27 protein-coding genes and 1 riboswitch are annotated in these 25472 nt (G+C 76.0%); of the genes, 18 read left to right on the top strand and 9 right to left on the bottom strand.

What is annotated here, in order from left to right; all coding sequences use genetic code 11:
- Positions 1-116: 116 nt before the first annotated feature.
- From ABT006_RS00720 to ABT006_RS00710, 3 genes are all read left to right on the top strand, one after another.
- The gene (locus ABT006_RS00720; RefSeq protein WP_350701620.1) at positions 117-473 is read left to right on the top strand and encodes an ArsR/SmtB family transcription factor; all 357 of its coding nucleotides are present in this window, start codon (positions 117-119) and stop codon (positions 471-473) included.
- Positions 470-739, top strand: a complete 270-nt coding sequence (locus ABT006_RS00715; protein WP_350701618.1) for a hypothetical protein — start codon at positions 470-472, stop codon at positions 737-739. The genes ABT006_RS00720 and ABT006_RS00715 overlap by 4 nt, the downstream gene beginning before the upstream one ends.
- Positions 740-919: 180 nt before the next feature.
- The gene (locus ABT006_RS00710; RefSeq protein ID WP_502890841.1) at positions 920-2437 is read left to right on the top strand and encodes an alpha/beta hydrolase; all 1518 of its coding nucleotides are present in this window, start codon (positions 920-922) and stop codon (positions 2435-2437) included.
- 52 nt (positions 2438-2489) lie between these two features.
- On the opposite strand, the gene ABT006_RS00705 is transcribed toward ABT006_RS00710, so the two are convergent.
- The 3 genes from ABT006_RS00705 to ABT006_RS00695 form a co-directional block, all read right to left on the bottom strand.
- Positions 2490-3764 carry an RNA polymerase sigma factor gene (locus tag ABT006_RS00705; RefSeq protein ID WP_350701615.1) on the bottom strand — a complete coding sequence of 425 codons (1275 nt, stop codon included), beginning with the start codon at positions 3762-3764 and terminating at the stop codon, positions 2490-2492.
- A complete protein-coding gene (locus ABT006_RS00700) occupies positions 3761-4129 on the bottom strand; it encodes a YciI family protein (protein WP_350701613.1) in 369 nt (122 codons plus the stop codon). Before ABT006_RS00700 ends, ABT006_RS00705 begins: the two co-directional genes overlap by 4 nt.
- A 98-nt stretch (positions 4130-4227) precedes the next feature.
- Positions 4228-5466 (bottom strand): DUF2786 domain-containing protein, encoded by a 1239-nt coding sequence (locus ABT006_RS00695; RefSeq protein ID WP_350701611.1) that lies wholly within the window; start codon positions 5464-5466, stop codon positions 4228-4230.
- A 212-nt stretch (positions 5467-5678) separates the two neighbouring features.
- On the opposite strand from ABT006_RS00695, the gene hflX reads away from it, so the two are divergent.
- The 3 genes from hflX (at position 5679) to ABT006_RS00680 (ending at position 8387) form a co-directional block, all read left to right on the top strand.
- On the top strand, positions 5679-6827 hold the full coding sequence (gene hflX, locus ABT006_RS00690; protein ID WP_350701609.1) for a GTPase HflX: 1149 nt from the start codon (positions 5679-5681) through the stop codon (positions 6825-6827).
- A 172-nt stretch (positions 6828-6999) separates the two neighbouring features.
- Positions 7000-7581, top strand: coding sequence for an RNA polymerase sigma factor (locus tag ABT006_RS00685; protein WP_350701607.1), 582 nt, complete (start codon positions 7000-7002; stop codon positions 7579-7581).
- Entirely contained in the window at positions 7578-8387 is an 810-nt protein-coding gene (locus tag ABT006_RS00680; protein WP_350701605.1) for a hypothetical protein, read from the top strand. The genes ABT006_RS00685 and ABT006_RS00680 overlap by 4 nt, the downstream gene beginning before the upstream one ends.
- 27 nt (positions 8388-8414) lie before the next feature.
- Here ABT006_RS00680 and ABT006_RS00675 read toward each other — a convergent pair whose 3' ends face one another.
- From ABT006_RS00675 to ABT006_RS00650, 6 genes are all read right to left on the bottom strand, one after another.
- Positions 8415-9377, bottom strand: coding sequence for an anti-sigma factor RsbA family regulatory protein (locus tag ABT006_RS00675; RefSeq protein WP_350701603.1), 963 nt, complete (start codon positions 9375-9377; stop codon positions 8415-8417).
- Positions 9374-10207, bottom strand: coding sequence for an MEDS and STAS domain-containing protein (locus ABT006_RS00670; RefSeq protein ID WP_350701601.1), 834 nt, complete (start codon positions 10205-10207; stop codon positions 9374-9376). Before ABT006_RS00670 ends, ABT006_RS00675 begins: the two co-directional genes overlap by 4 nt.
- Before the next feature lie 88 nt (positions 10208-10295).
- Positions 10296-10751 carry an ATP-binding protein gene (locus ABT006_RS00665; protein ID WP_350701600.1) on the bottom strand — a complete coding sequence of 152 codons (456 nt, stop codon included), beginning with the start codon at positions 10749-10751 and terminating at the stop codon, positions 10296-10298.
- A 49-nt stretch (positions 10752-10800) separates the two neighbouring features.
- Positions 10801-11178, bottom strand: coding sequence for a membrane protein insertion efficiency factor YidD (yidD, locus tag ABT006_RS00660; RefSeq protein ID WP_350701598.1), 378 nt, complete (start codon positions 11176-11178; stop codon positions 10801-10803).
- Positions 11179-11268: 90 nt separating this feature from the next.
- The gene (locus ABT006_RS00655) at positions 11269-12456 is read right to left on the bottom strand and encodes a sialidase family protein (RefSeq protein WP_350701596.1); all 1188 of its coding nucleotides are present in this window, start codon (positions 12454-12456) and stop codon (positions 11269-11271) included.
- Positions 12449-12964 (bottom strand): RNA polymerase sigma factor, encoded by a 516-nt coding sequence (locus ABT006_RS00650; protein ID WP_350701595.1) that lies wholly within the window; start codon positions 12962-12964, stop codon positions 12449-12451. The genes ABT006_RS00655 and ABT006_RS00650 overlap by 8 nt, the downstream gene beginning before the upstream one ends.
- Positions 12965-13172: 208 nt before the next feature.
- Here ABT006_RS00650 and ABT006_RS00645 point away from each other — a divergent pair, with 208 nt between their 5' ends.
- From ABT006_RS00645 to ABT006_RS00590, 12 genes are all read left to right on the top strand, one after another.
- Positions 13173-14423 carry a hypothetical protein gene (locus tag ABT006_RS00645; RefSeq protein WP_350701593.1) on the top strand — a complete coding sequence of 417 codons (1251 nt, stop codon included), beginning with the start codon at positions 13173-13175 and terminating at the stop codon, positions 14421-14423.
- Between the two features lie 225 nt (positions 14424-14648).
- Positions 14649-15275: an ArsR/SmtB family transcription factor gene (locus tag ABT006_RS00640; RefSeq protein ID WP_350701591.1), complete on the top strand. Its 627-nt coding sequence runs from the start codon at positions 14649-14651 to the stop codon at positions 15273-15275.
- Between the two features lies 1 nt (position 15276).
- Positions 15277-16035 (top strand): SRPBCC family protein, encoded by a 759-nt coding sequence (locus tag ABT006_RS00635; RefSeq protein ID WP_350701590.1) that lies wholly within the window; start codon positions 15277-15279, stop codon positions 16033-16035.
- A gap of 368 nt (positions 16036-16403) precedes the next feature.
- Complete coding sequence (locus ABT006_RS00630) at positions 16404-17996, top strand: ABC transporter substrate-binding protein (RefSeq protein ID WP_350701588.1); 1593 nt, start codon at positions 16404-16406, stop codon at positions 17994-17996.
- The gene (locus tag ABT006_RS00625; RefSeq protein WP_350701586.1) at positions 17966-19003 is read left to right on the top strand and encodes an ABC transporter permease; all 1038 of its coding nucleotides are present in this window, start codon (positions 17966-17968) and stop codon (positions 19001-19003) included. The genes ABT006_RS00630 and ABT006_RS00625 overlap by 31 nt, the downstream gene beginning before the upstream one ends.
- Entirely contained in the window at positions 18996-19865 is an 870-nt protein-coding gene (locus ABT006_RS00620; protein WP_350701584.1) for an ABC transporter permease, read from the top strand. Before ABT006_RS00625 ends, ABT006_RS00620 begins: the two co-directional genes overlap by 8 nt.
- Entirely contained in the window at positions 19862-20920 is a 1059-nt protein-coding gene (locus tag ABT006_RS00615; protein WP_350701582.1) for an ABC transporter ATP-binding protein, read from the top strand. Before ABT006_RS00620 ends, ABT006_RS00615 begins: the two co-directional genes overlap by 4 nt.
- Positions 20917-21630: an ABC transporter ATP-binding protein gene (locus ABT006_RS00610; protein ID WP_350701581.1), complete on the top strand. Its 714-nt coding sequence runs from the start codon at positions 20917-20919 to the stop codon at positions 21628-21630. The genes ABT006_RS00615 and ABT006_RS00610 overlap by 4 nt, the downstream gene beginning before the upstream one ends.
- Positions 21631-21714: 84 nt before the next feature.
- A riboswitch (cobalamin riboswitch) is annotated at positions 21715-21897 on the top strand.
- Positions 21898-21926: 29 nt separating this feature from the next.
- Positions 21927-22934: an ABC transporter substrate-binding protein gene (locus ABT006_RS00605; RefSeq protein ID WP_350701579.1), complete on the top strand. Its 1008-nt coding sequence runs from the start codon at positions 21927-21929 to the stop codon at positions 22932-22934.
- 41 nt (positions 22935-22975) lie between these two features.
- Complete coding sequence (locus ABT006_RS00600) at positions 22976-24127, top strand: FecCD family ABC transporter permease (RefSeq protein ID WP_350701577.1); 1152 nt, start codon at positions 22976-22978, stop codon at positions 24125-24127.
- Positions 24106-24894, top strand: a complete 789-nt coding sequence (locus ABT006_RS00595) for an ABC transporter ATP-binding protein (RefSeq protein ID WP_350701575.1) — start codon at positions 24106-24108, stop codon at positions 24892-24894. Before ABT006_RS00600 ends, ABT006_RS00595 begins: the two co-directional genes overlap by 22 nt.
- 44 nt (positions 24895-24938) lie before the next feature.
- Entirely contained in the window at positions 24939-25304 is a 366-nt protein-coding gene (locus tag ABT006_RS00590) for a hypothetical protein (protein WP_350701573.1), read from the top strand.
- Positions 25305-25472: the final 168 nt, after the last annotated feature.

The following is a 25472-nucleotide window of genomic DNA, read 5'->3' as shown; positions in this document are numbered from 1 at the left end:
GTGGCTCCGGGGGAGGACCAGGGGGCATCCCCCACCCGTCCCTGAGATCGACCGTCCACTGGTGACGTGCCGGCGGCTGACCCGCTAGCGTCCGTTTGCATGTGCAAGGGCTGGTCATGAGCGCTGGTCCGACGGCCACCGGCGACGAACTGGTGCGCGTACTGGCCACGTTGGCCAACCCGCACCGGATGCGGGTGGTCGCCGTGCTGGCGCGACGCCGCGCGTACGTCAGCGAACTCGCCCGCGAGCTCGGCATCAGCCGGGCGCTGGTGCAGGTGCACCTGCGCAGGCTCGCGGCGGCCGGCCTCGTGTCCGCGCACCTGGAGTTGTCGGAGGACGGGAAGGCCATGAAGTACTACGAGGTGAGTCCGTTCGCGTACACGCTCACGCCTGCCGCCATCGCGGTGGCGGCCGACACGCTCACCGCCGGATCCGGCGCGGGGCCGGACGAGGACGAGGGACGGCGGGCATGAGCGAGCACGACTGGACCGAGGTGGTCGGGGCGATCGGGATCTTCGCCCTGCTCGTCAGCGTGATCACGGTGACGATCGTGCAGGTCGCCAAGACCCGGCGGGCCCGGGCGGCGGGGGCCCGCGAGGAGGAGTACCGGCGGCTCGCCCAGACCGCCGTCGAGGCCCAGGCGGCCTCCGCCCGGGTGCTGGCGGCCCTCGACGGCCGGCTCGGCGGGATGGAGTCCCGGTTGGTGTCGCTGGAACGCGTCCTGAAGGACGTCGACTAGCGCAGCGGAAAGGCCCCGGGCCGTCGAGCGCCAACTCGACAGCCCGGGTGGAAGCAGCACCACCTCGCCCGTGGGCGAGTTCTCATCGCAACGCTCCTTCGACGGAGAGGACAGCATCTCGTGCTGCGCGTACGCAAGTCCGCCCCTCGTGGCGGCGACCGGCCCCGGGTGCCCGACGTCGTGGACGACCCGGGCCGACAGGACGCGGAGGGCGGACCCCGGCGTCCGCTCCGGCTCCGGGCGCTGGCGCTCGGCGCGACCGCCGCGCTGCTGGCGGCGGGCCTGCCGGCACCCGCGCCCGCCCTGGCCGCCCCACCGGCGCCGGCCGCCGCGCCGGGCATCGCCTGGCAGCCCTGCACGGAGGACCGCACCGCCGAGTGCGGCACCCTGTCGCTCCCCGTCGACTGGGACCGGCCGGACGGCGACCGGTTCACGCTCCACCTGGCCCGCCGCGCCGCCACCGACCCGGCCGCCAGGATCGGTTCGCTGGTGTTCGGCCCGGGCGGGCCGGGGGACTCCGGCGTCCGGCGGATCATCCGGAACGACCGGTTCAGCGACGACCTGCGCCGCCGGTTCGACATCGTCAGCTTCGACCCGCGCGGCATCGGCCGGAGCAACCCCGTGCTCTGCTCGGCGGCGCTGCTCGACCGGCAGCCCCAGGTCATCACCGACCAGGCCCGGTTCGACGCCACCCTGGCCGACAACGCGCTGCTCCGCGAGGACTGCCGGCAGCGGACCGGGCCCTTGTTCGACCACGTCGACACCCGCAGCGCCGCGCGGGACCTGGACGCCGTCCGGGCGGCGCTCGGCGAGCCCCGGCTCACCTTCCACGGCAGCTCGTACGGCACCCTGCTCGGCGCGCAGTACGCCGAGGAGTTCCCGCACCGGGTCCGGGCCATGGTGTTGGAGAGCGTGGTCGACCACAGCCTCGGCACCCGGGCGTTCCTCGACACCCAGGGCGCCGCCGCGCAGGACTCCTTCGACGAGTTCGTCGCCTGGTGCGCCCGTACGCCGAGCTGCCCGTTGCACGGCGAGGACGTCCGGGCCGCCTGGGCGGGCCTGTTCCCCCGCGCGGAGCGGGGCGAGCTGGCGGACCCGGACCGGCCCGGGACGGCGCTGACCCCGTACGACCTCAGCCGGCTCGCCCAGCGCGCGCTGTACGGCCCGGACTGGGCCGGACTGGCCCGGGACATCGTGGCCCTGCGGGCGACCCCGCCCGCTCCCACCGGGCTCCCCGCCACCGCCGCTGCCGCGGGCGAGGACGCCGTGCGGCCGCACCCCTTCGCGGTCTTCTGTGCCGACTGGCACCTGCCGGTCCGCGACCACCGGGAGTACGCCGCCCACCTGCGCCGGATGGCCCGGATAGCGCCCGACCTGCGCTACCCGCAGGGGCTGCTGGCGATCGCGACGTGCCTCGGCACGCCGGCCCCGGTCGCCAACCCGCAGCACCGGCTGCGGGTCCGCACCGACGTGCCGCTGCTGCTCGCCAACACCCGGCACGACCCGGCGAGCGGCCACAACTGGGCGACGAACGTGGCGCGGCAGCTCGGCCGCTCGGGGGTGCTGCTGACCTACGAGGGTTGGGGGCACGGCAACTACACCCGCAGCACCTGCGTGCAGGACGCGGTCGACCGCTATCTGATCTCGGTCGACGTGCCCGCCCGCGACACCCGCTGCCCGGCCGTCCCGGTCGCCTGACGGAGCGCCGGCCGGCGTGCGCCCCCGTGCCGCACGCCGGCCGGCGCGCCCGTCAGCGCGGCTCTCGGCCGGGCCCGCCGGGACTCGTCGGTGTCGCCAGCCGGGCGGCGCGCAGCTCCAGGTAGCGCTGCTCCGGCAGGCTCGTCGTGCCCCGGGCCGCCGCCAGGTACGCCGCCCGCGCCGCCCGCGGCTCGCCGGCCAGCTCCAGCAGGTGGGCGCGGACGGCGGCCAGCCGGTGGTGCCCGGCGGTGCGGTCGTCGGCGTCGAGCGGGGCGAGCAGGGCCAGACCGGCGCGGGGACCGTCCACCATGGCCACCGCGACCGCCTGGTTGAGGGTGATCATCGGGTTCGGGGTGATCCGGGCGAGCAGCCGGTAGAGCGCCAGGATCTGCGGCCAGTCCGTCAGCTCCGCCGACGACGACTCGGCGTGCACCGCGGCGATCGCCGCCTGGAGCTGGTACGGGCCGGGCGGCGACCACGTCAGCGCCTCGGTGACCAGGGCGATCCCCTCCGCGATGGCGGCGGCGTCCCAGCGGTCGCGGTCCTGCTCGGCGAGCGGGACCAGCTCGCCGGCCGGCCCGGTCCGGGCCGCCCGGTGCGAGTCGGTGAGCAGCATCAGCGCCAGCAGCCCGCTCACCTCGCCGTCGTCGGGGAGCAGCCGGTGCAGCGTGCGGGCCAACCGGATCGCCTCGGCGGTCAGGTCGGCCCGGTGCAGGTCCGGCCCGCCGGAGGCGGTGTAGCCCTCGTTGAAGATCAGGTAGAGCACCTGGAGCACGGCCCGCAGCCGCTCGTCCCGATCCCCGGACGAGGGCATGTGGAACCGGGCCCCGGCAGCCTCGATCCGCTGCTTGGCCCGGCGGATGCGCTGGCTCATGGTCGCCTCGGGCACCAGGTGTGCCCTGGCGATCTGCGCGGTGGTCAGGCCGCCGACCGCGCGCAGCGTCAGCGCGACCTGCGCGGACCGGGCCAGCGCCGGGTGGCAGCAGAGGAACAGCAGGGTCAGGGTGTCGTCCCCGGCCGGCGGCTCCTCGTCGGCCGCGGGCGCGACCGTCGCGTACGCCGGCTCGCGGACGGCCACCGCGACCTCCCGGTCCCGGCGGGCCCGCTCGCTGCGCCACTCGTCGGTCAACCGGCGGCCGGCGACGGTGAGCAGCCAGGCCCGGGGGTTGTCCGGCACGCCCTGTTCCGGCCACTGCATGGCGGCGGCGAGCAGCGCCTCCTGCACGGCGTCCTCGGCCGCGTCGAACTGGCCGTGTCGGCGGACGAGCAGGCCGAGGACCTGCGGCGCCAGGTCGCGCAGCAGGTCCTCGACGTGCCGTCCGCTCACATGTCCGTCCCGGCCTCGTTCATGACCGCCCGCACCTCCAGCGCGCCGAAGCCCAGCCGCACGTCCGGCCAGCGGCTGGCGATCTCGGCGGCCCGCTCGGGGCCGTCGCAGTCGACCATCAGGTAGCCGGCGAACTGCTCCTTGCTCTCCATGAACGGCCCGTCGGTCACCTCCGGCCGGTCACCGGTCAGCCGGACCGTACGCGCCTGCGACGGGTCGGCCAGCGCCTGGCCGCCGACCAGCTCGCCGGACTCCGTCAGCTCGCGCATGATCTCGTCGACCTCGCCGAAGAGCGCGGTGCGTTCCTGCTCCGACAGCTCCTCGGCGAACCCGGGACGGTTCCAGATCAGCAGCATGTACTTCATCGGGTGCTCCTCGTCGGCTCGGCCGCGCCCATGGTGACGCGTCTCCGGTGAAGGGTCGGAGCCGACCCGCCGGATCCGACAGCGGTGCGGGAAGATTCTCAGCGCCGGCCGCGTACCTGGCGCTTCGGGCCGGGGCCGCCGCCGAGCGAGGCGCGGTCGGCGGCGGAGGTGCCGGACGACCAGCCGTCGGCGTCGCGGACGGTGAGCCGGGCCCGGGTGACGCCGGGGAAGAGCGTGTCGAGGCGTTCGCGCACCGCCTCGGCGCGGGTGGCGAGCACCGGCAGCAGCCGCTCCGGCCCGGCCTCGGTGGCCGCCTGCCGGTCCGCGTCCTCGGTGGCCGCCCGCAGCCGCTCGCCGATCCGCAGCGCGAAGGCGTTGAGGAAGGACTCGTCGAAGTCCCGGGTGCGCCGGCCGGCACCCTTGGTCCGCCGCTCGTCCCGGCCGCGCAGCATCGCGGTGGTGGCCTGCACCAGCAGCGAGGTGTAGAGCAGCTCGACCGCCTCCAGGTCGGCCGGCCAGCCCAGCACGGTGGTGAAGCCCAGGTCGTCGGACCACACCGCCTCGCAGCGGTTCGCCGCCGCCACCTCCTGCACCAGCAGCGCCTTGGCGCCCGCGTACGGGGGGTCCGTGCCGAGGCGCACCCCGCCGGGCTGGTCGGCGCGCTCGGCGACGCCCGCCAGCAGCGCCTGGTCGATGCTGTGCCGGGCGATCAGCTCCTGGGCCTTGCCGGTCAGCGCCTCCGCCTCGGCCGGGTAGGTCGTCGACTCCGCCTTGGCCAGCAGCGCCCGCACCCGGTCGAGCATCCGCGACCCGCCGCCGGAGCCGCCGCGCGCGGCGACCGCCCCGGTGGCGCCGGGCGGCGGGCGCAGCACGGCGACCGGCGGGAGCCCCTCGACCAGGGCCAGCGCGTCGACCGCCGCGCGCAGCGCGGTGAACCGGTCCCATCCGGCGCGGGCCGACCAGGCGGCCAGGTGGCCCTCGTCGGCGTCCCACCACACCCGCGCGCCAAGGTCCCGGAGCTGGTCGTCCCACCACGGGGGCACCGGCCCGGTCAGGTCGCGGCGGTGCGCCGCGAGGGCGTCGGTCACCAGCCCGGCCGACCGGGCACCGAGCCGGCGGGTGGCGAGCCGGGCCAGGTCCACCGGCTGCCAGCCGCGCGGCGCCAGCCGGCCGACCCCGCGGACCAGGCGGCGCAGGAGCGCGGCGTCGACGGCCGCCGCGCCGTCCGCCGCGCCGGTGCCGATCATCAGCCGGTCCAGCTGCCGCTCCGCGAGGCGTACGTCGGTGCCGCGTACCGCCGCGAGGGCGTCGCTGATCAGTTCCTCGGCGTCCGGCACGGCCGCGTCCTCCTGGGGTCTGCTCCGGCGCGCCCGGAAACGATCGTCGCCTGCCCGCCGAACGTACCCCCAGGCCTGCCCGCCGTCCGCCGGTCGTGACGGGTGCCACCGGAGCCCGCCGCACGCCGGCTCTCCCCGGCCGACGGCGTCGGCATGCTTCGCCCGGTCCGGGGTAGATCGGGGGCCGGCGCGAGGTGATGCGAGGTTTCGTGATGGCGGGATCGTGGTTGCTGGGCAACGGCTCCGGCACGCCGGCGGAGCGGCCGACGGCGGTGCTGGTCGCGGTGCACCAGCACGAGGCGGGCGACACCGGGCCGGGGACGCAGGTGTCGCTGTCCGAGCTGCGCCGGCTCGCCGACACCGACGGGCTCGCCGTCGTCGACGAGGTGGTGCAGAACCGGCCCCGCCCCGACCCGGCCACCTTCGTCGGCTCCGGCACCGTCGACGAGCTGGCGGCGTTGGCCGAGCGGACCGGCGCCGACCTGGTCATCGCCGACGGCGAGCTGACCCCGGGCCAGGTGCGCAACCTGGAGGAGCGGGTCGGCGTACGCGTGGTCGACCGGACCGCGCTGATCCTGGACATCTTCGCCGAGCACGCCCGCACCAGCGAGGGCCGCGTGCAGGTGGAGCTGGCGCAGATCGCGTACCAGCTGCCGCGGCTGCGCGGCGACGGGCGCTCGATGTCCCGCATCGGTGGCGGCCGGATGGCCGGCGGCGCCGGCATGGGCGTACGCGGGCCGGGCGAGATGCGGCTGGAGACCCAGCGTCGCCGGCTGCGCCAGCGGGCCACCCGACTGCGCCGCAACGCCTCGGAGCTGACCCGGCGGCGGGAGCGCAACCGGGAGCGGCGGGCCCGCAACCAGGTCCCCTCGGCGGCGATCACCGGCTACACGAACGCGGGCAAGTCCGCCCTGCTCAACCGGCTGACCGGCGCGGACGCCCAGGTGCAGGACGTGCTCTTCGCGACCCTCGACCCGACCGTGCGCCGGATCCGCGTCGGCGACGTGCTCTTCACCGTGACCGACACGGTCGGGTTCGTCCGGCACCTGCCGCACCAGTTGGTCGACGCGTTCCGGTCGACCCTCGACGAGGTCAGCCGCAGCGACCTCGTGACGCACGTGGTGGACGCCTCCGCGCCGGACGCGCTCGACCAGATCACCACCGTGCACGGCGTGCTGCACGAGATCGGCGCCGGCGACGTCCCGGAGCTGCTGGTGCTCAACAAGATCGACGTCACCCCGGTGGAGTGGGTCGACGCGCTGCGGCGAGCCCACCCTGGCGCGGTGGCCGTGTCGGCGCTGACCGGCGCCGGCATGGACGAGCTGCGCGCCGCGCTGGCCGCCCGCCTGGCCCGCCGGTGACCCGACCGGGCGTCCCGGACCTCCGCCGGCCCGTCCTCGCCGCCCGCTGCCACCGGTGCCGGCCGCGGCCCGTGGACGCGTGGCGGCCCCGCCCGGCGACCGCCCGGTCGGCGGTCCGGGTGCCGGCGGGCGGCTGCCGCAACAACACCGGGCGACCCGGCAATAGTGGGGTGTGAAGACCGAGACCCCGCCCTGCGACGAGGAGCTCTGGCCGGCGGTCGCCGCCGGCGACGAGGGCGCGTTCGGGCGGCTCTTCGACCGCCACTCGCGGGCGGTCTACAACCACGCCTTCCGGCTGACCGGCTCCTGGTGCACGGCGGAGGACGTCACCCAGGCCACCTTCCTGGTCGCCTGGCGGAGGCGGGACGCGGCACGCCTGGTGGACGGGTCGGTGCTGCCCTGGCTGCTGGTGGTGGCAAGCAACGCCGTACGCACCGAGTGGCGCTCGGCGCGGCGGTGGGCGGCGCTGCTGCGCCGGCTGCCGGCCGACCGGCAGGCGGCGGACGACCCGGCCGAGGAGATCGCGCAGCGGCTGGACGACGAGCGGCGGATGAGGGCGATCCTGGCCGCCGCCCGACGGCTGCCCCGGGCGGAGCGGGAGGCCGTCGCGCTCTGCCTCTGGTCGGGGGTGTCGTACGCGAACGCGGCGGCGGCCCTCGGCGTCAGCGAGGTCGCCGTCCGGTCCCGCGTCAGCCGCGCCCGGAAACGGCTGGCGCGGCTGGTCACCGACGAGAACGAGGAGGAGCAGCGATGACGAGGGCTCTCGAACCGCCCGGCGAGCGGGACCTGCCGCCCCGGGTGACGAACCGGATACGGGCCGACGTCCTCCGTGCGGTCGGCCGCCCGACGACGGGACGGATCCGCCTGCGGTTCGCCGTGGGCCTGACCGCGCTGGCGGTGGTCGCGGCCGGATTCGCCGTGCGGGAGCCCTCCGACGTCGAGACGGTGGAGGTGCTGGCGATGGGGTACGGCGAGTTGTCGCCCACCCTGCGGGCCGCCGCGCGGCAGTGCCTGGAGTGGGGCCCGCGGGACGGGGAGGTGCAGCCGACCATGGCCGATCTGGCGATGGCGGCCGAGCGGGGCGACGGCGCGGTCGTGTTCTTCCTGACCGACAGGGGCTACGTGACCTGCGACGTCGACCGGCCGGCGGGCGCGGAGGTGTCGGGCGCGCGCTCCGTCGACCGCTGGCCCTCGCACGACCTGCTGCCCGGCCCGGTGCAACGGCTCCTGCTCACCTCCACGGAGCGGTCCGGTGGCGACGTGACGGTCAGCGGCCGGGTCAGCTCCCGGGTCGCCCGCCTGGTGCTGGAACACGGCGACGGGAAGACCACCACCGCCCGGATCTCCGGTGGCGTCTTCGCCGTCATGACGGTCGGGGCCGACCTCGACGAGGACGGGCCGCGCCTGGTCAGCTACGACGCCGCCGGCGCCGAGATCGACCGCCGCCGGTTGTTCCAACCCTCGAACGAGTTCGAGCACTGCTACGTCGACCCCGCCGGCACGGTGGTGTACGGCCGGCCCGGCGGTGACTGCCGACCGGCCGAGCCCTGGGGGCGGTGACGCCGCCCCCGGCAGAGCGCCGGTCGGTCAGCGGGCGGCGTGCGGGTTCCCGGCCGTCAGCCGGAGCGTGAAGCCCTCGCCGTCGCGGTGCCAGGTCACGTGGCTGCACGACTGGTAGGTGATCCACAGGCCCAGCCCGCCCGGGGCGCCGCCAGACGCGGGGAGCAGCCCGCAGAACGGATCCCCCGGCCCGTCGCCGCCGTCGCGGACCGTCGCCACGATGCGGTCGTCGCCGGACCAGACGCGCAGCAGGACCGGCGGCCGGCCGTGGCGCAGCGCGTTGGTGACGATCTCGCTGACCGCGACGACGAGATCGTCCACGTCGTCGGCCGACACCTGGCCCCGGTCGGCCTTGTGCACGGCGGCGCGCGCCTCGGCCGCCGTCGGGTCGGTCAGCTCGACGACCGGCGGCTCCGCCTGGAGGGGGTCGGGCACGACCCGCCGGGTCTCCCGCAGGTAATCCGTTGGTGACGTCCAGGTCGTGCTCGGCACGTGCCGGCCGTCGGCGGTCGCGAACCGGGGATGCGTGCGGGCCACGTCCGCCAGCACCTCCGGCGGCGTGCACCGGGTGTCGTACGCGCACATGCTCCACAGCGGGAAGTCGTCGTAGGCGTGGTTGATCGCCGACTCGTACCGGGCCCACCAGTCCCACGTCGCGCCGAACGCGGCCGGGGGCACCTCGCCGAGGATCCGGATCTGCCGGGCGCCGGCGGCCACCTGTGCCGCGAGGAGTTCCCGGTAGGACCGGATGGCGGAGGCGGGCCGGGTGTAGACGTCGCCGCCGGGCAGGAACTCCACCCCGCGGCCGGCGGGCAGCGCCGAGCGGACCAGCCCGCCGGTGCGCTCGCCCAGGGCCACGTAGGTGGGCTCGCCCGCCTCGACGCCGCCGAGCAGGAACGGCACCACCACGGCGAGCAGTTCGTCGTCGGAGTCGTACCGGACGGCCTCGTGGTAGTAGCCGTGGTGCTGGGCGGCCGCGCCGGTCCTCATCGCGCGACCTCCACCCGGATGCCCGGCAGGTCCAGCAGGTCGACCAGCCGGGCCGCCGCCGAGCGGGAGGTGCGCAGCACGGCGGTCGCGCCGCGGCGGCGCGCGTACTCGGCGAGGTGGGTCAGGGCGCGGTGGTCGAGGAAGCGCAGCCCGGCCGCGGACAGCACCAGCTCACCGTCGGTGGGGCGCAGGTCGGCGCGGTCCAGGGCGGCGCGGAACAGCTCGTGGTTGGACAGGTCCAGCTCGCCGGCCAGCGCGGCGTGCCCGTCGGCGGGCGCGACGGCGTACAACTTGAACAGCACGTCGTCGACGTTGCTGGCCGGGTGCAGGCAGGCGAGCTGGGCGACCGCCCGGTCGCCCAGCCCGGGCCGGTGGTAGGCGCACATGGCCGAGAACGGCCGGGTGCGCATGTAGCGGTCGACGAGGTGCTCGTAGCGGGTGAAGCTCTCCAGCTGGGCCGGGGTGCGGACCAGCTCGGTGGCCTCCGCGGCCACGCGCAGCCCGGTGTGCCCGGCGGCGAGCGCCTCGTCGGTGGCGGCCGTGTAGGCGGCGACCTGCGTCGGCGGGTCGACGACGTGGCCGTGCGAGTAGGTCGAGAACAGGGGGACCACGGCGGCGGCGCCCCGGCGCACGGCGGCGGCGAAGCCGGGCAGGCGGCGCAGCCGGTCGGCCACCGCGTCCGCGGGGTGCGGCGTGACGTACCAGACGCGTTCGCCGGCGGCGAGGCCCGCGAGCAGGTAGCGCTCCGCCTGGGCGGCGAGCGACCCCAGGTCCTCGTACGCCCAGCAGAAGTGCCCCCGCGGCGCGGTCCGCCGCCCTTCGGTGATCACGCTGATTGCCCCACGGCAACCAGTGTAGGTCGTCGGGAGACGGGGGCCAGGGGCCCGAACTGCCCGGCCGGTGCGGGCGGACCGCCGGTCAGGCGCGCCGCGCGCCGCCCAGCCGGGCGGTGCGGGGGAAGGACGCCCAGATGTTCTTCGTGGTGCCGGTGGCGTACCAGCCGACGTCGAGGGACAGGGCGCGGGCGAGTTGCAGACCGCGCCCGCCGGCACCCTCGGGCTGCGTGTCGGCGAGCTCCGGCAGGGAGCCGAGGTCGTGGTCGGCGACGTCGAGGACGAGGTGGTCTTCGGTGGCGAGCAGCCGGACGATGGTCGGCGGTCTCCCGTGGCGCAGGGCGTTCGTGGCGAGTTCCGTGGCGATCAGCACGACCAGCTCGGGGACCTCCTCCAGGGCCTCGCCCTCGCCGAGCACGTCGCCGGTCAACTCCTCGTGCAGGGACGCCCGCAGGCCGCGCAGGTCCGCCCCCTCGGACAACGTCCACCGCCGCAGCTCGACGGCCTGCGGCGGGGGTGGCGAACTGCTGAGCTGACCCATGGCGGGGTGGTACCCCGTCCCCGCCAGGCTCAAGCCGGGAACGGGTCGATCAGCGCACCGGGTCGTGTGTGCCGCGCGGCATACCGGGACGGCAGCGGCGCACCCGCTCGGCCGCCATCCGGCCGCCCACCGCCAGACCGTGCCGCTCCACCGCCGTCAATCCGTACGCTCCGCAGGTCGGGGAGAACCGGCACCGCCCCGGCCAGTGCGGCGACAGCCACCGGCGGTAGCCCCGGATCGCGGCCACCCCGGCCCGGTCCAGCACCGGCGCCCGGGTCGCGGCGGCCGTCGCCGACCCGAACATCAGCAGCGTGGAGAAGAGCCCGAGGTCGCAGCAGTCGCAGCAGCCGTCGGGGTTCTTCGACCTCGACATGCGCTGCTGCTGCCGCCGGTTCTCGCGGGCCGTCTCCCGCATGCGCCTGAACATGGCCCGATCATGGGCCAGTGCCGCCACCGGCCCGTCGTCGACCCCCAGCCCGCTCGGCGCACCGGTACGCGGCGGTCGCCTCGGTGTCACTCAGCCGAGGTCCAGGGGTCGCCAGTGTAGGCCGTCGTCGGACAGGTACACCGTCCGCTCGTCGTGGCGGATCCAGCGGTCCAGGGCCACGGCCTGCGGCGCGTCGTGGTGCACCGGACCGTCGACCGCCAGTGGCGCGTAGGCCCGTCCGTCCCGGCTGGTCAGTAGCCCGAACCGGGACTCACGCTCAGCGAGCAGGACGTGGGTTCCGTCCGCGGTGACCGTCGAACCGGCCTGCACGACCCAGCCATCCGGCAGTCGCGGGTCCGCTGCCTGCCAGGTGCCCCCGCCGTCGACGCTGCGGTAGACCCGGCGCGGGACGCCCTGCCCGTCGGAGAGCGTCGCGAACACCGTACTGCCGTCGGTGGTGGCGAGATCGAACGCGCAGTCGACCGGACGGTCGGCTTCCGGTTCCCGGTCGAAGACCATCTTCTGCCAGCTCCGGCCGCCGGTGCGGCTCACCGCGACGGCTCTCCGCCCGGTCGCCGGATCACAGCCGCGTACCCAGTATCCGGCCGCCGGTGGCGCGTCGACGGGCACGGCCGCGTCCAGCGGTGGCTGCGTCGCCAGCGGCACGACGGCGGCGCTCCCCGGATCGGGCACCAGAATGTCGCAGCCCTGCGGAACGTGGATCAGGCAGCCCCAGAGCCGGGTGTCCGGCACGGCCGCGGCGCGCGGCGTGCCGCCCGGGCCGGCGTCCCGCCAGGTCGCGCCGCCGTCGGTGCTGATTCGCCGGACGGTCTCGCCTCCGCCCTTACCGGCCGGTCCCACCGGGACCCGCGCCACCAGGAACTTCGGGCCGAGCACGGTCACGGTGACCGGGTCGCCACCACTGGACGGGAAATCCACGCGGTGGTCCCAACTGCGTCCCCCGTCCGTCGAGGCGACCAGGCGGTGTGGGCAGGTCGCACAGTCGACCAGCACCGCGTACAGGTGGTTTCGGTCGCCGCCACCGGCCCACAGCACGCGGGACTCGCCCGCCGCTGGGGCGACTGGCGTCCGCAGGAACGGCAGCACGGAGGCCGCACCGAGTGCGAGGGCGACCAGCACCCCGAGAGCGCCGGTGGCCGCCGCGACCCGGGCCCGCGTCCGCAGCCGGCCGGCCCGCTGCCGCACGGTGTCGAAGTCGGGCTGCCGCACGAGCCGGTCGACCTCGTCGCGGAGTCCGTGGAAGTCCGGCTCAGGCATACCGCATCGTCCTCTCGTCGCTGATGGCTTCGTCGGTCAGGTGCCGGGCGAGCGCGGCCCGGCCTCGGGAGAGGCGGGCCTTGACAGTGCCCACGGGCACGTCCAGCGCCGCCGCCACCTCCACCACCGGCAGGTCGGCCAGGTAGTGCAGGACTACCGCCTCGCGGGTCGGGCGAGGGAGCTTGCGCAGCGCGGCCACCAGCGCGACCCGGTCGGGCGAGAGCCCGGGATGGTCGTCGGGCGGCCCGGCCCGGCCGCTGCGGATCAGCCGGTCGAGGAACCGCTGCCGCCAGTGCCGGGTCCGCGCCAGGTTCATCGCGACCGTCCGCAGCCAGGTCTCCGGGTCGTGCACGGCGAGGAAGCGCGCGGGCCGAGCCAGCGCCCGCGCGAACGCCTCGTGCACCACGTCCTGCGCCTCGGGCAGGCTGCCCGTCAACGCGTACACCTGACCCACCAGCCGGCGGTAGTGCGCCCGGTATGCCTCGTGCACCGCCGTCACGCCGTCCATCCGCTCTCCTTCTGCCGCCCCTACTACACGGACCAGCGGCAGAGCGGACGGGTTGCATCCGCTGCGTGCGGAAGATCGGCCGATGGTCAGCGGGTCGCCCTCGGCCGGCGACAGATCCCTGCGGTTCACACACCGCCACCTATCGGAACAATGGGAAGTATCGATCATTGCACGTGTCCTGGACGGAAGGCGGGCGGTTGTACCTGGCGTGACGGTGGAACCACGCACCAACATCGCGATCCCGGCGGCAGCCTGCCCGGCCTGGCGGGTCAGGTGGGCGGAGCGCGAGAGCGGGCGGCGGTCCTGCGCGTACGACGCCGAGGTCGAGGGCTGGCGCCGGCGCCACGACCACCTGGTCCGGCTGCGGATCGAGGCCGCCGGTTTCCTCGGGTACGCGCAGCCGCGTACCGGCCTGCCGGTGGACCTCGGCGACGACGAGGTCGTGTTCCGGGTGCTGCCGGCCGCGGAACTGGTCGAGGCGGAGGCCCGGCACGTGCCCGGGCTGCCCGCGCCGGGGCTGACGGTCGCCACGACCGAGGTCGCGGCGGCGGGCCGCGCGCTGCCGAAGGGGCTCCGGGTCGTCGACGCGGGCCCGGCCGTCGTGACCAACCGCCGGGTGGCCTTCGCCGGCCGTGCGGGCCGGCGCGAGTGGGCGTACGCGGACATGCTCGGGCCCGCGCACCACCCCGACGTCCCGCTCACCCTGCTGCACGCCACCGACGGCGGTCGGCTCGCCGGGCTGCGGGTGCCGGCCACCGCCACGGTGAACTTCCGCTTCTATCTCACGCTCGCCCTCGCCACCGCCGTCGGGGAACGCGCCGCCGTCACCGCGCAGCTCGACGCCCTGCTGGCCGCCCACCAGCACGCGCGGCCGGTCCCGCCGTCGCCGGCCGCGCCGAGCCAGGCTCCGCTGACCGCGCTGCGCCCCGATCGCCGGACGGCGCTCGCCGCCGCCGTCGCCACGCTGGCGTACGCGATGCTGACCGTCGGCACGTCCGGGTCGGAGCAGCCCGGCCCGTCGTACCGGGCGGACGGGGGCGCCGGGAGCCTTCCCGCCGTGACGGTGGTGCCGACCGTCACCGCGACCACTGTCGAGGAGCCGGTGGTGCCGGACGAGGTCGGGCCGGGCACCGGCGGGACGGCGGTTCCCCGGGCCCGCGTCGCCGCGGGAGCGCGGGTGCCGCTCGTGCGGCAGGACGTGGTGAGCCGGGGTGACGCCGTTCCGCCGGCCGCCCCGGCGAGAGGTCCGGTGCCCTCGCCGCCGCCGGGCGCCGCCCCGGCCCCGCCCGCCCCGACGCCCCCTGCCGCCCCGGCGCCGACCACCACCGCGCCGGTCGCCCCGGCGCCGGCCCCGACCGCCGCGCCGCCGGCGTCGGAGCCCGCCACGGTCGACCTCTGTCTGGACGTCCTCCGGCTGCCCCTGCTGGACCGGCTTCTCTGCCCGCCGGCCGGGCCCTGACGCGCGACCGCCCGCGCTGGCCGGCCGGCTGCGGGCTGCGGTTTCCCCGGCGCCGCGTCCGGCGTCGCCCAGCTCGACAGCGCTGACGGGAGCACCGGGCTCGCGACGCCGTTGGCCCCACCCATGCGGTGCGGGCCCGCCTCCCCGGACGTGGGTTCGCCGACGGACGCCACCGACAACCAATCTTGTCTTGACAAGAAAAATTGTCGGTGGGAGAGTGGTGCCATGTTCGACATCGCGGTGATCGAGGATCCGGCGGCGGCCGAGGCGTCGCTGGACCCCACCCGGGCCCGGCTGCTCGCCGAGCTCGCCGAGCCGGCCTCGGCGACCATGCTCGCGGCCCGGGTCGGCCTCCCCCGGCAGAAGGTCAACTACCACCTGCGCGCGCTCGAGCAACACGGCCTCGTCGAGCTGGTCGAGGAACGTCGCAAGGGCAACGTCACCGAACGCGTCCTGCGCGCCACCGCCGCCTCCTACGTCATCTCACCGACCGCTCTCGCCGCCGTGCGGCCCGACCCCTCCCACGCCCCCGACCGGCTCTCCGCCCGCTGGTTGCTCGCCCTCGCCGCCCGCCTCGTCCAGGACGTCGGCTCCCTCGTCACCGGCGCCGACCGCGCCGGCAAACGCGTGGCCACCTTCGCCGTCGACGCCACCGTCCGCTTCGCCACCCCCGCCGACCGCGCCGCCTTCGCCGAGGAACTCGCCTCCACCATCACCACCCTCGTCGCCCGGTACCACGACGAGAGCACCCCCGGCGGCCGCGACCACCGCGTCGTGCTCGCCCTGCACCCCAGCGCCGAACCCGCCTCGGCGACCTCGTCCGACACCGACACACCGATCGAAGGGCACTGACATGGGACACCGCTTCGAGCTGCACAAGAACGTCGAGCTGGCCGCCACCCCCGAGCAGGTGTGGGAGGCCATCGCCACGGGCCCGGGCATCGACTCCTGGTTCATGGGCCGCAGCGAGGTCGAGCCCGGCGAGGGCGGGCGGACCCGGCTGACCATGGCCGGCCACGTCGAGGAGGCGACGATCACCGCCTGGGAGCCCGGGAAGCGGTTCGCGGACCGCACCGAGCCGGGCCCGGACGGCACCTTCATGGCCATGGAATACCTGATCGAGGGCCGCGACCAGGGCAGTACGGTGCTGCGGCTCGTCCAGAGCGGCGTCCTCGGGGACAACTGGGAGACCGAGTACGAGGCGATGGCGGTCGGCTGGGACATGTATCTGGGGACACTGGCCGCGTACCTCGCCCACTTCCCCGGTCGGACCGCCGCCCCGGTCTCGGCGTTCCGTCCCGGGGCCGGCGGCCCGGACAAGGTGTGGGCGGCGGTGACCCGCGCCCTCGGCCTCGACGGCCCGGTCGCGGAGGGGCAGCCGGTCCGGCTCGCCGTCGACGGTCTGCCGCCGATCGAGGGGGTCGTCGACCTCGCTTGCCTCCCGACGTACGTCGGCGTCCGCACCGCCGACGGGCTCTACCGGTTCCTCTACTCCGGCGCCGAGCGGGGCGACGCCCTGGTCCTCGGCCACCACGTCTTCGCGGCCGACCAGGATCCGGTCCGCGCCGAGCAGGCCTGGCAGAGCTGGGTGACGGCCCTGCCGATCGGCTGAACCGCCGGCGGCGCCACCCCGCGGCCCGGAAGCGGCTCTCCGCGAGCGGAGGGCCGCTTCCGGGCGCCCTGGCCCGGCTGAAGATCCCCGGCGCCAGCGGTGGGTGGATCCTTCGCGTTGTCCGGGCCGGAGACCACGGGCGGGCGCCCCGGGCGCTTCTTGCACATCTTTGGCAATTGCGGGATGCTTGCGGCAGCGGCGCTGGAGATCATCTGGCCGCACGGTGGGAGTTCCCCACCGCGCGGCGCCGATCCGGCCCGCCACCGGCCACGCCGCGCACCATCGGCCGCGGTGACGGCCGGCCCACCTCAGGGCCCCGGCGCGGCGAACGCCGGGGTCGTGCGACGAACAGACCCGGGGAGCATGTGATGGGTACGCCTGTGTCCGCGCGCGTGGCGGCGATGGCCGTCGGCGCCGTCCTGGCCGTGGCGGGCTGCTCGTCCCCGACGAGCACGTCGACGGGCGCGGGCGCGGCCGACACCCTCGTCGTGGCGACGGCGGGAGAGCCGGAGGCGTTGAACCCCGTGCTCAACTACGGGGTCGACGGCGGCTCGCTGATCTTCGACGGGCTGGTCGAACGCGACGCGCGCAACCAGTTGGTGCCGGCGTTGGCGCGGGAGCTGCCGGTCGTGTCGGCGGACGGCAGGACCGTCACCGTGAAGCTGCGCGACGGGGTGCTGTTCCACGACGGCAGCCCCCTGACCGCCCAGGACGTGGTCTTCACCTATCAGGCGGTGCTGGACCCGAAGGTCGACTCCACGCTCCGCTCCGACCTCGACATGCTCGCCTCGGTCACCGCCCCGGACCCGTCGACCGTGGTGTTCTCCCTGAAGTACGCCTACGCGCCGTTCCCGCAGCGGCTGGCGCTGGGCATCGTGCCGGCCAAGGCGCTGGCCGGGCAGGACGTCAACAAGGCCGAGTTCAACCGCAGGCCGGTGGGCACCGGCCCGTACCGGGTGACGTCGTGGACGCCGGGCGACCGGCTCGTGCTCGCGGCCAACGAGAAGTACTGGGGCGGCAGGCCCGCCAACTCCGGCGTCGTGGTCGCGTTCGTCCCCGACGACAACGTCCGCGCGCAGCGGATGCGGGCGGGCGAGTTCGACGCGGCGGAGCTGGCGCCGAAGCTCGCCGCCGGTTTCGACGGGCTGGCCGGCCACCGGGTGGAGCGGGTGTCCACCGCCGACTACCGGGGCGTGGTGCTGCCGATGGGCAACCCGGTCACCGGCGACCCGGCGGTGCGGCGGGCGCTGAACGCGGCGGTGGACCGCGCGGCGATGGTCACCGGCCTGCTCGGCGGAGCGGGTGAGCCGGCGTTCGGGCCGGTCCCGTCGTCGTCGGATTTCGCCGAGCCGTCGATCGTCGGCAGGCCCACCGCCGACCCGGCCGCCGCGACCGCCGCCCTCGACGCCGCCGGCTGGAAGCCGGGCCCGGACGGCATCCGCGCGAAGGACGGCCGGCGGGCGGCCTTCGCGCTGATGTACCCCGCCACCGACAGCCTGCGCAAGGAACTCGCCCTCGCGGTGACCGCCGACGCGAAGAAGGTCGGCATCGAGATCACCCCGGAGGGCCTGACCTGGGACGCGATCACCCCCCGGATGAAGCACGACGCGGTGGTCATGGGCTTCGGCACCCCGTACGACCCGGACTTCCTCACCTACAAGCTGTTCCGCTCCGACTTCGCCGGCCAGGGCTTCTTCAACCCCGGCTCCTACCGGTCCGCCGTCGTGGACAAGGCGTTGCAGGACGCCCGCGACAACGCCGACCCGGCCACCCGCAAGGCCGCGTACGCCACGTTCCAGAAGCAGCTCGCCACCGACCTGCCGTGGGTGTTCCTCACCTACCTCAAGCACACCTACGTGGTGAAGGACGGCCTCGCCGGGGTGACGCCGCGGGTGGAGCCGCACGAGCACGACGTGGCCAACAGCCTCTGGTGGAACATCCACACCTGGACGAGGAAGTGACCGCACCGGCCACCCCCGCCCGCCGCCGACGGCTGGCGGGAGCCGGTGCCGTGGTCCGCCGGCGTCTGCTGGTGGCCGTGCCGATCCTCGCCGCCACCAGCGTCGGCATGTTCGCCCTCGGCGCGGCCTCGCCGATCGACCCCGCCCACCAGTACGCGGGCGCGGCGGCGTTCACCACCAGCGAGGAGAACCTGGCGCAGATCCGCGCCAACTGGGGGGTCGACGACCCGCTGCCGGTGCAGTACCTCCGCTGGGTGGGCAACCTGCTCCAGGGCGACCTGGGCTGGTCGACCAGCCGGCACGAACCCGTCACCTCCGTGCTGGCCGCCCGCGCCGGCTGGACCCTGCTGCTCGTCGGCGCCGCCCTTGCCCTCGTCCTCGTGGCGAGCCTGCTGCTGGGCACCCTGGCCGCGTACCGGCGCGGCGGCTGGTTCGACCGGGCGCTGCGCGCCGGCGCGTACGCGGTGCAGTCCATGCCGGTGTTCTGGATCGGGTTGGCCGCGATCGCCCTGTTCGCCCTGACCCTCGGCTGGCTGCCGGCGGGCGGGCTCACCGACGTCACCGCCACCTCCACCGATCCCGCCGACGTGGCCCGGCACCTGGTCCTGCCGGTGACGGTGCTGGCGGTCGCCCAGGCGCCGTGGTTCGTCCTGTTCATCCGCGACGCCGTCGCCGAGAGCCTCCGCGACGACCACGTCCTCGCCGCCCGGGCCCGGGGCCTGCCCGGCCGCACCGTCCTGTTCGGCCACGCCCTGCGCACCGCGCTGCTGCCGTTCCTCACCCTCGTCGGCACCCACCTGCCCGAGCTGATCGGGGGCGCCGTCCTGGTCGAGACCGTGTTCTCCCTGCCCGGTCTCGGCGCGGTGACGGTGCAGGCCGCGCTGGGCAGCGACTTCCCGCTGCTGGCCGCGACCACCCTCGCCACCACCGTCGTGGTGCTGGCCGCGAACCTGGCCACCGACCTCGCCTACACCGCCGCCGATCCCCGGGTACGCCTCGATGACTGACCTCGCCCGCCCCGCCCGCGTCCGGCGGCCGAAGCCGCGTGCCGGCCGCGCCGGTACCACGGTCGCGTGGGCCGTGCTCGTCGGCGCGGTCGCCGCCTGCCTGCTCGCCCCCGTCCTCTGGCCGCTCGACGAGAGCGCCGTCGACCTGGCGCGTACCCGGCTCGCGCCCTCGGCCGCGCACCCGGCCGGCACCGACGACCTGGGCCGCGACGTGGCCCACCGCAGCCTCTACGGCCTGCGCGTCTCCCTGCTCGTCGGCGCGGTCGCCGCGCTCGTGGCCACCGTGATCGGCGGCCTCGTCGGGGCGGTTGCCGGCACCCTCGGCGGCTGGGTCGACCGGGTGCTGATGCGGGTGGTCGACACCATCGCGGCGCTGCCGCACCTGCTGCTGGGCATCTTCATCGTCGCGATGCTGCGCCCCAGCCTCGGCGCGGTGATCGTGTCGATCGGGCTGACACACTGGCTCTCCACCGCCCGCATCGTCCGCTCCGAGCTGCTCAGCCTGCGCACCCGGCCGTTCGTCGACGCCGCGATCGCCGGCGGCGCCAGCCGCGCGCGGGTGATCACCCGGCACCTGCTCCCGCACGTGCTGCCCCGGCTGGCCCTGGCCACCACGCTGATGGTGCCGCACGCCGTCTGGCACGAGACCGCGCTGTCCTTCCTCGGTCTCGGCCTGCCCCCGCACCTGGCTTCCATCGGCAACATGATCAACGACGGGCAGCGGTCCCTGCTCACCGGCGCCTGGTGGGCCAGCCTCGTCCCCGGCCTCCTCCTCGTCGTCGTCACGCTGGCCCTGGCCACCCTCACCGGCCGCTGGCGCGACCGCCTCGACCCGCGCGTACGAGCGGAGCTGAACCTGTGACCACCACCCGCGAGCCCCGCGCCGCCACGGCCGGCACCGCCGCCACCGGCGACGCCACGCCCGCCACGGCCGGCGCCGCCGCCGCCGGCCCGCGCCCCACGCTGCTGGAGGTCGACGGGCTGACCGTCCGCTTCCAGCTCCGCGACGCCGTGGTGCGGGCCGTCACCGACCTGCGCCTGACCGTCCACCCCGGCGAACTGGTGGCCGTGGTGGGGGAGTCCGGCTGCGGCAAGTCGGTGCTCGCTCACGCCCTGCTCGGCCTGCTCCCCGGCAACGCCACCGTCTCGGGCCACGCCCGGCTGCGCCCGCCCGGCGGGGACCAGGTCGACCTGATCGGCTGCACCGAGCGCCACCTCGCCCGCGCCGTACGCGGCCGCGCGGTCGGGCTGGTGCCGCAGAGCCCCGCCACCGCGCTGACCCCCGTACGCACCGGCCGGCGGCTGCTGGCGGAGACCCTGCGCGCCCACGGGCACGCCCGCCGCGACGCGCCCTCGGCGGCCGAGCGGGTCGCCGCCGACGTCGGGCTCGACCCCGCCGACCTCGACCGCCACCCCCACGAGCTGTCCGGCGGCATGGCGCAACGCCTGGCCACCGCCCTCGCGCTCGCCCCCGACCCGCCGCTGCTGCTCGCCGACGAACCCACCACCGGCCTCGACCGGCCCCTGGTCGACCACACCCTCGACCTGCTGCGCCGCCGCTGCGACGCCGGCAACGCCGTCCTGCTCATCACCCACGACCTGGCCGCCGCCCGCCGCGTCGCCGACACCGTCGCCGTCATGTACGCCAGCCGGGTCGTCGAGCGCCGGCCCACCGAGGCGCTGTTCGCCGCGCCCGCCCACCCCTACACCGCCGGCCTGCTCGACGCCCTGCCCGAGCGGGCGTTCCGCCCCGTGCCCGGCCACCCGCCGATGCTCACCGACCTGCCCGCCGGCTGCGCCTTCGCCCCGCGCTGCGACCGCGCCACCGACATCTGCCGCACGCCGCCCACCCCGGTCGTGGACGGCTCCGGCCAGGTCGCCTGCCACCACCCGCTGCCCGTCGGAGCGCCGGCATGACCACGACCACGGCCACCCGTCAACACGTCGGACCGGAGGCGACCGCCACCGCGCTCGCCGCCCACCAGGTCACCGTCGCCTACGGTCGGCAGCGCGTCCTCGACCGCGTCGACCTGCACGTCGCCCCCGGCGAGACGGTCGGGCTGCGCGGCCCCTCGGGCAGCGGCAAGTCCACCCTGGCCCGGGTACTCGCCCTGCTGCACGCCCCCGACGCCGGGCACGTCACCCTCGACGGTCACCGGGTCGCCGGAGTCCGCCACCGGCTGCCGGCGGCCGTCCGCACCCGCGTCGCGATCCTGTTCCAGAGCCCACGCGCCGCCACCGACCCGCGGCTCAGCCTCGCGGACATCGTCGCCGAACCGCTCCGCGCCACCGGCGTGCCGGCCGAGCAGGCCAGGGCCCGCGCGGCCGAGCTGGCCGACCTCGTCGGCCTCACCACGGACCTGCTCGCCCGCCGCCCGCACGCGGTCAGCGACGGGCAGTTGCAACGGGCCTGCCTCGCCCGGGCGCTCGTGCACCGGCCGGCCTACCTGCTCTGCGACGAGGCCACCGCCATGCTCGACGCCTCCACCCAGGCCCACCTCGCCGCCGTCATCACCGACTACCAGCGACAGCACGGCGCCGGGGTCCTGCTGATCACCCACGACCCGGCCCTGATGGCCCGCTGGGCGACCCGGGTCGTCGACCTTCCGCCCCCGCCGGAAGCGTGAACCGCCGCGCGCCGCACCGTCCACAGTGGTGAGAAAGGCCGCTCCATGGCATTCGTCACCGTGGCATTCGGGGTCGGGCGCAGGCTAGGGTGACGCTGCCGTGGTGTTCGGGAAGCCGGTGGAAGACCGGTGCGGCCCTCGCCACTGTGATCGGGAAGTCCGCGGCCCTCGTCGTCAGAGGTCACTGGGCGTGTCGCACGCCTGGGAAGGCCGGCCACGGACGCACCTCCCGTCAGCCAGGAGACCGGCCACGGCACTGCGATGACCCGTCCACGAGGTGCTGGAAGGCGGTCCCGATGCGCGTACGCGCTGTGCGGTCCACCCTGTCCCGGCGCGTAGCCGCGCCCCTGTCCGTCCTCCTCGTCCTGCTCGGCGCCTGCGCCACGGACGACGACCCCGCCCCGGCATCCGGCGCGCCGGCCACCCTGACCAACTGCGGCACGCCGGTCACCGTCGCCGCCCCGCCCCAGCGGGCGGTCACGCTGAACCAGCCCGCCACCGAGATCATGCTGGCGCTCGGCCTGGCCGACCGCATGGCCGGCACGGCGTACCTGGACGACGCGATCCTGCCCGAGCACGCCGCCGCGTACGCATCGGTGCCGGTGCTGTCCGGAAAGTACCCGGCCAAGGAGAAACTCCTGGAGACGGCGCCGGACTTCGTCTACGCCTCGTTCCACAGCGCCTTCGGTGACGAGGGCGTCGGCGACCGGGCCGCCCTGGCGGGGCTCGGCATCGGCACCTACCTCTCACCCGCCGGGTGCCCGAAGCCGCACCGGCCGGGGAAGCTCACCGTCGAGGACGTGTTCGCCGAGATCCGGGACGTCGCGGCCGTCTTCGGGGTGCCGGAGCGGGCCGAGAGGCTCATCGCCGACCACCGCACCCGGATCGCCGCCGCTGCCGCCACGCTCGACGGCACGCGGGACGTCTCCGTGCTCTGGTGGGACGCCGGCACCGACGCCCCGAGCGTGGGCGCCTGCTGCGGCAGCCCCAACATGATCATGTCGGCGGTCGGGGTCGACAACTCCCTCGGCGACCTCGCCGGCGGCTGGGCCGACACCAGTTGGGAGAGCGTCGTCGCGCGCGACCCCGACGCGATCGTGCTGGTCGACGCGACCTGGGACCCGGCCGCCGCGAAGCAGGCGTTCCTGGCCCGGCACCCCACCCTCAAGGATCTGCCCGCGGTGGCCGGGCAGCGGTTCGTCGTCGTCCCGTTCTCGTCCACCTCCGCCGGGGTGCGGGCGGTGCTCGGCGTCGAGGCGCTCGCCGCGGGGGTGGCGCAGCTTCCCGCCGGAGCGAACCGCTGACCGCCGTGGCGCGCCGTACCGCCGTGGCCCACCGTCTCGCCGTGGCCCGTCGCCGCGCCGTGCGCGGTCGGGCCGGCGCGGACCCCGGCGCCACCGCCTCCGAGGTCCGGCGCGGCCGGCCCGTCCGTCCCGTGGGCACGGTCGCGCTGCTGGTCACGCTGCTGGCGGGTCTGGTCGTGTCGATCGGGGCGGCCGTCACCGTCGGGCCGGCCGACATCCCCGTGTCGACGGTCTGGGCCGTCGTGGCCGACCGCCTGGGCCTGGCCCACGCCGACATGCCGCTGCTGCGCGAGCACATCGTCTGGCGGCTGCGCCTGCCCCGGGTGCTCGGCGCCGCGGTGGTGGGCGCCGGGCTGGCGGCCGTCGGGGCGGTGACGCAGACCGTCACCCGCAACCCGCTGGCCGACCCGTACCTGCTCGGGGTCTCCTCCGGGGCGTCGCTCGGCGCGGTCGCGGTGCTCGTCCTCGGCGTCGGCGGCGGGGTCGCGGCGCTCACCGGGGGCGCCTTCACCGGCGCGCTGGCCGCGTTCGCCGTCGTGGCGGTGGTGGCCGGCCGGCGGGCCGCGCTGGCACCCACCCGGGTGGTGCTGGCCGGGGTCGCCGTCGCGCAGCTGTGCGGGGCGGCGACGTCGTTCGTCATCGTCTGGGTCGCCGACCCGCACGCCACGCAGAGCATCACCTTCTGGCTCTCCGGCTCGCTGGCCCGCGTCGACTGGGCCGCCCTGGCCTGGGCGGTACCGGTGCTGGCCGCCGTGCTCACCCTCGTGGCGGCGTACGCCCGCACGCTCAACGCCTTCGCCTTCGGCGAGGACGCCGCCGAGACCCTCGGCGTGCCCGTCACCCGGGTCCGGTGGCTGCTGCTGGTCGCCACCGCGCTGCTCACCGCGGCGCTGGTCGCCATCAGCGGCGCGGTGGGTTTCGTCGGGCTGATCCTGCCGCACGCCGCCCGGTTCCTCACCGGCGCGGACCACCGGCGCCTGCTGCCCGTCGTCGTCCTCGCCGGCGCGATCTTCATGGTCTGGGTGGACACCGCCGCGCGGACCCTGTTCGCGCCCCGCGAACTGCCGGTGGGCGTGCTGACGGCGCTGCTCGGGGTGCCCGCCTTCGTGGTCCTGCTGCACCGGGCGCAGCCGGCCGACTCGCGGCGACCCCCCCGGGGACGGTGGGCCGGGTGCCGGAAGGCGCGCGACTGATGCTCACCGTCACCGACGTGTCCTGGGCCGTCGCGGCCCGGCGGATCCTCGACGACGTCACCTGCGCCGTGCCGGCGGGCAGCCTCGTCGGGCTGCTCGGCCCCAACGGCTGCGGCAAGACCACCCTGCTGCGGATCGTCGCCCGGCTCGCCGCGCCCGACAGCGGACGGGTCACCGTCGGCGGCGACGACGTCGCCGCCCTGCCCCGTGCCGCGCTGGCGCGCCGTGCCGCGCTGCTCGCCCAGCACGCCGACACCGACCTGGACCTCACCGTCGGGGAGGTGGTGCTGCTCGGCCGTACCCCGCACCGACGCTCGCGATGGTCGGACAGCGACGCCGACCGCGCCGCCGCGGCCGACGCGCTGACCCGGGTCGACCTCGACGGGTACGCCGATCGTCGCTGGCACACCCTCTCCGGCGGCGAACGGCAGCGGGTCCAGCTGGCCCGCGCGCTCGCCCAGCAACCGCTCCTGCTGCTGCTCGACGAGCCCACCAACCACCTCGACATCGGCCACCAGTTGCAGCTGCTGCACCTGGTCCGCCGCACCGGGGTCACCACCCTCGCCGCGCTGCACGACCTCAACCTGGCCGCCATGTTCTGCGACACGGTGGTCGTCCTGGCCGCCGGCCGGGTCGTCGCCGCCGGTCCGCCCGCCGAGGTCCTCACACCCGGGCTGCTCGCCGACGTCTACGGCGTCCAGGCCGACGTGGCGACGCACCCGGGCACCGGGCGGCCCACCATCACCTACCACCCGCCCGCGTCATGACCCGGCACGTGCCGTCGGGCTCGACCGGGACCAAGGAGTCGGACATGACCGACGCACCGGGCTGTCTGGTCACCGTGTGCCGCGACTGCTGCTGTGGCAGCACCCGCAAACACCCCGCCGTCGACCACGACGCGCAGCTGCGGCGACTGCGGGCCGCGCTGCCGGCGCCGCACCGGGTACGCGTCAGCGCCTGCCTCGACCTCTGCGCGCAGTCCAACCTGGTCGTCGTCCACCCCGCGCCGCCGGCGCGACGGGCCGGCGCGCGGCCGGTCTGGTTCGGCCTCGTCCTGCACGACTCCGTGGTCGACGACATCACCGCCTGGGTGCGCGCCGGCGGGCCGGGCGTCGCGCCGCTGCCCGCCGCACTGGAGCTGTCGGTGGTCACTCCGGTGCTCCCCACCGGTGGGTGAGGCGGTCGGGGCTGCCCGGGCCGTCGTGCCGACGACCTGACTTTCGTGGGTGACGACGCAGGTGGTGGGCTTTGTAGCCTGGGCCGCGTGGCAGGTTGGTGGCGCGGCGGGCGGCGGCGGTGGCTGCCCTTTCCCCGGTCCGGCGGGCCGCCCTCCGGCGGGTGGGCC

Source organism: Micromonospora sp. NPDC002717 (assembly GCF_040295705.1).
Classification (GTDB): domain Bacteria; phylum Actinomycetota; class Actinomycetes; order Mycobacteriales; family Micromonosporaceae; genus Micromonospora.
Note: the sequence above shows the minus strand (reverse complement) of the source record. Positions and strands in the feature narration are given on the sequence as shown.